Source organism: Pedobacter ghigonis (assembly GCF_903166585.1).
In the GTDB taxonomy this organism is placed as follows: Bacteria; Bacteroidota; Bacteroidia; order Sphingobacteriales; family Sphingobacteriaceae; genus Pedobacter; species Pedobacter ghigonis.
The window spans coordinates 188,888-193,533 of the sequence record NZ_CAESCM010000007.1 but is presented as its reverse complement, the minus strand read 5'-3'; the positions used below and the strand labels follow the sequence as shown (position 1 = coordinate 193,533).

The following is a 4,646-nucleotide window of genomic DNA, read 5'->3' as shown; positions in this document are numbered from 1 at the left end:
ATAAGAGGCTTAGTAGGGTCTGGTTTTTAAACCAGACCCTACTTTAAGATATTAAGACGATGAAGAAATTAATTTGGATAATAGCAGGTGCGTTCATGTTGCTTTCGGGGGCAGCATCTGCACAGCAGGATGCCCAGTACAGCCAATACATGTTCAACGGCATTTACATCAATCCGGCCTATGCAGGTTATAAAGAAGTGTTAAACGTACACACCTTTTACCGTAGCCAGTGGACGGGAATTACCGGTGCACCAAGAAGCATGTCGCTGGCAGTCGATGCCATTGCCAACAGTGGTAATGTGGGTTTGGCCCTGCAGGTAGCCAGCGATAAACTGGGCGCGCAAAATAACCTGAGCATTTATGGTAACTATGCTTACCGCATCAGGCTAAACGATGATGGCAGTTCGAGGCTGGCACTGGGCTTAGGTGTAGGTATGGTACAGTTGGGGATTGATGGTTCAATGCTTAATCCCAACAATCCGGAGCCTAACCAACCGGTAGGCATGCAGAGCACCATTGTGCCCGATGCCAGGGCAGGGGTATATTTTGCCAACGATAAATACTATGCAGGCTTCTCGGTCGATAACCTGATTGCGACTTACATCGACATTGATCGTTATGCATTTATTCCGCAACCCAAACCGCATTACTATTTAACCGCAGGCGCACTGTTTCCACTTTCAGAAAATTTTCAGCTTAAGCCATCATTTTTGCTGAAAGACGATCGGGGCGGGCCAACCAGCTTAGACTTAAATGCATTTTTAATGATCAAAGATTTTATCTGGATAGGTGGTTCTTACCGTACAGGAGTAAAACTGTATGATAAAAGTTATCTGCAGAAAGACCTTACACCACGTAACTCTGCTGTTGCGGCAATACAGATCTTTCCTTCCGAAAAAATCAGGATAGGTTATGGATACGATTTCTCAATCGGACCCCTGCAGGGCTATAGCAGTGGTACCCACGAGATTTCGATTGCTTATTCATTTCTCAGACAAAACATCAGATTGGCAACCCCAAGGGTGTTTTAAGTGAAGCATATTTTATATTTTTGACCAAATTAACCAAACGCTATAATGAAGAAAATTTTATTGGGAACCTGTTTTTCTGCATATTGTTTATTTGCCCTCAGTTTTTCAGCAAAAGCACAGTATGTTTTAAAAGATGCTGACAAACAGTACGAGCTGTTTAATTACAGAAAAGCCATTGATTTATACGAACAGGCCTATAAAAAGAAAGCAACTTTGCATACCGCCGAACGTTTAGCCAGTGCCTATGCCCTGGTTTATAACTATAAGCAAGCCGAAAGCTGGTATGCCATTGCCTCGAAAATGCCTGGCAGCAATGCCGAAAATATTTTGGGTTACGCCAAAGCTTTACAGAATAATTCCAAGTACAGTGAAGCCAAAGTGCAGTACCTGGATTATATCAGTAAAAATAAGAAGGTATCAGAAAAGCAGCAGGCTGTTTGGATTTCTTCCTGCGATTCGGCTTTGAAATGGTTAAAGAACCCCAAACAAATTGAACTGGTTAATCAAAAAGCATTAAACAGCATACAGTCAGATTGGGGTGCTGTTAACTACCAGGGGGCTGTGGTATTTACTTCCGATAGGTCTGATGCCCGCCTCGAAACACAAGAAAGTAAACCCTTTTTAAGGTTCGATGGAGCCAAAGAACCCGATAAAAAAGTTTACGGCTGGACTGGTAACGGATATTTAAAACTATACATCAAAAAATCACCGGCCGATAGTTTACAACTGTTCCCGATAAAAGCCGGAACAAGGTACCACGTGGGCTCGGCAAGCTTTACCGCCGATGGTAAAATCATGTATTTTACCTTAACCCGTATTAGCGATGAATTGGAGCGTTTAAAGAAACAGCCTACAACAGTTAATGTTGAGATTTTTAGCTGCACCAAAGCTGCCGATGGCACCTGGGGTAAACCAGTATCTTTTGCCTATAATAACGTAAACCAATATTCGGTTGGCGATCCTTTTATTACCACCGATGGCGATAGCCTCTACTTTGTTTCCAATATGCCTGGCGGATCGGGTGGGACAGATATTTATGTGTGTTTAAAAACCGATGCCGGTGAATGGGGAAAGCCAATTAACCTAAGGCAGGTAAATACCGAAGGTAATGAGCGCAGTCCGGTTTTTGATGCAAAAGATAATTTCTATTTCTCGAGCGACGGCCGTACCGGAATGGGCGGATTGGATGTGTTCAGGGCTTTGAAATCTGGCGGCGAAATCGGTCAGATTGAAAATATGGGTTATCCCTTCAATTCCCCGCAGGATGACTTTGGTTTTAGCTTAAACGAAAAGGGTGGTATTGTTTACCTTTCTTCTAACCGTGAGGGTGGTTTGGGTAGTGATGATATTTACAGCATCGATCAGAAAATGATTTTAGCCTTCAAACTTGAAGGTCGTGTTTTCGATAAAGAAAGTAAACAGCCGCTTGCAGGTGCATTGGTTACCTTAGCCAAGGTAAATGGTGGCATTTTAAAAACAGAGAGCGACGAGAACGGTGCTTATAAATTTAATCTGGCCAAAGAATCAGAATATAATGTTTCGGCCGAAAAAACAAATTACAGGGCTGATGTAGAAAATCTGGCAACTATCGGTTTAACCACTTCTGCCGTGTTAAAAGAAGATTTGTACCTCGAAGCTGTGGTCATTAACAAAGCCATCCGCATCGAAAATATTTACTACGATTTCGATAAATGGAACATCCGTGCCGATGCCGCAGTAGAGTTAGATAAACTGGTGAAAATTATGACTGATAATCCAACCATCTGGATTGAGTTAGGTTCGCATACCGATAGCAGGGGTAAAGACAATTATAACCTCGATTTATCACAAAAACGGGCCGAATCTGCCGTGCAGTACATAATTTCGAGAGGTATCAATAAAAACCGCATTACCGCTAAAGGTTACGGCGAAACACAACTGCTAAATAAATGTGCCAACGGCGTAAACTGTACTGAAGAGGAGCACCAGCTTAACCGAAGAACAGAGTTTAAAATTGTGAAGCAATAAGTATAACCAAGGTTAACAATATATTTATTTTTTTGCCCCCGGTGTAAATCGGGGGCATTTTTTTGCCCTTCCTGCGCCACCACGAGGTTACGTTGCCACCCTGCTGATCCGATAACTGGTCTATTGCCCTTAAATGTCATATCTGGTGAAAAAAAATATTTGGTTATATGTTACAATAATCACTAATAAAAAAAAAGCTAAAATTGTTAGTGTTTTGTTTAAAACAAACTGATCTATATTTTTATTTAAGCTAAAAATATTAGTATTTTTGATTATTCATCCCAGTATTTATAGCAATGGAAAAAGAAAGGCAGATTATTCATATGGATCAAGATGCATTTTTTGTGTCGGTCGAAATTAGAAAAAACCCAAAACTATTGGGTAAACCTGTTATTATTGGTGGGGGCGGCGATAGGGGCGTGGTAGCTTCATGCAGTTACGAAGCGCGGCAATACGGTATTCATTCTGCAATGCCTGGCCGAACGGCAAAACTGCTTTGTCCACAGGCTATTTTTTTAAGGGGAGATATGGAAGAATACTCACAGGCCTCGCACGAGATTACCGAAATCATTGCCGATAAAGTACCGCTTTTCGAAAAGGCCAGTATCGACGAGCATTATATCGATATGACGGGCATGGACCGCTTTTTTGGCTGTATGAAATTTGCTTCCGAACTCAGGCAAACCATTATAAGAGAAATGAGGCTGCCCATTTCCTTTGGTTTATCTGTTAACAAAACAGTGGCTAAAATTGCCACCAACGAGTCGAAACCAGATGGCGAACGGCAGGTTACTTTTCCCGAGTTAAGGCCTTTTCTCGATCCGCTGGCCATCCATAAAATTCCGGGCATTGGGCATGCCACCTATAAAAAACTCAGCGAAATGGGGGTGCGGCAAATCCTTACCCTTACACAAATTCCGCAACAGCTTATGTTTAAAATACTGGGTCAGCACGGGCTAAGTTTGTGGCAAAAAGCAAATGGCATCGACCTGGCTCCCGTAGTACCTTACCGCGAAAGGAAATCGATCGGCACACAGGCTACTTTCGAAAGCGATACCATGGATATGGCTAAACTAAAAGCCATTATTACGGGTATGGTAACCGGATTAACCTTTCAGCTGCGCAACCAGAAAAAGCTTACCGCCTGTATTACCGTAACGGTGCGTTATACCAATTTCGAAACAGTTACCCAGCAGGAACGGATTCCCTATACCTCGCTCGATTCTTTCCTGATTAGTAAAGCCCATAGCCTTTTCGAAAAAGTTTATGCCAAAAGGATGTTGCTGCGCCTGGTTGGCGTTAAACTTTCGCACCTGGTAAGTGGTTACGAACAAATGGGCTTATATAACATCGCCGAAGAAGAATATAGCCTCTATCAGGCCATGGATAAGGTACGCAATAGTTATGGGGCTGAGGCGGTGGTAAAAGCCTGTATTGTTACCCAGCCACCCCGCGATGAAAAAGGGAAAATAATAAAATACAATCCCCGTAAAAAGAAAGTACAAATCGAAAATACTGCTGAAGAAGAACAGGAAGTAAAGAAACGTTCAAAAATCAGAAGTTTTATGAGCGAAAAAGGAACTACCGGAAGCAAATTGTACGATTAGC

The 4,646-nt window shown here is 42.3% G+C and carries 3 protein-coding genes; all 3 read left to right on the top strand.

The features are described 5' to 3' along the window. Window positions 1-59: 59 nt before the first annotated feature. Entirely contained in the window at window positions 60-1,031 is a 972-nt protein-coding gene (locus HWV58_RS12340) for a PorP/SprF family type IX secretion system membrane protein (protein ID WP_175634387.1), read from the top strand. A gap of 45 nt (window positions 1,032-1,076) precedes the next feature. Continuing rightward, window positions 1,077-3,038 (top strand): OmpA family protein, encoded by a 1,962-nt coding sequence (locus HWV58_RS12335; protein ID WP_175634386.1) that lies wholly within the window; start codon window positions 1,077-1,079, stop codon window positions 3,036-3,038. A 296-nt stretch (window positions 3,039-3,334) separates the two neighbouring features. Then, window positions 3,335-4,645 carry a DNA polymerase IV gene (dinB, locus tag HWV58_RS12330; RefSeq protein ID WP_175634385.1) on the top strand — a complete coding sequence of 437 codons (1,311 nt, stop codon included), beginning with the start codon at window positions 3,335-3,337 and terminating at the stop codon, window positions 4,643-4,645. Window position 4,646: the final 1 nt, after the last annotated feature.

Coding starts and splice junctions, on each gene's coding strand:
- HWV58_RS12340 (WP_175634387.1), top strand. CDS start 60: ATGAAGAAATTAATTTGGATAATAGCAGGTGCGTTCATGTTGCTTTCG.
- HWV58_RS12335 (WP_175634386.1), top strand. CDS start 1,077: ATGAAGAAAATTTTATTGGGAACCTGTTTTTCTGCATATTGTTTATTT.
- dinB (WP_175634385.1), top strand. CDS start 3,335: ATGGAAAAAGAAAGGCAGATTATTCATATGGATCAAGATGCATTTTTT.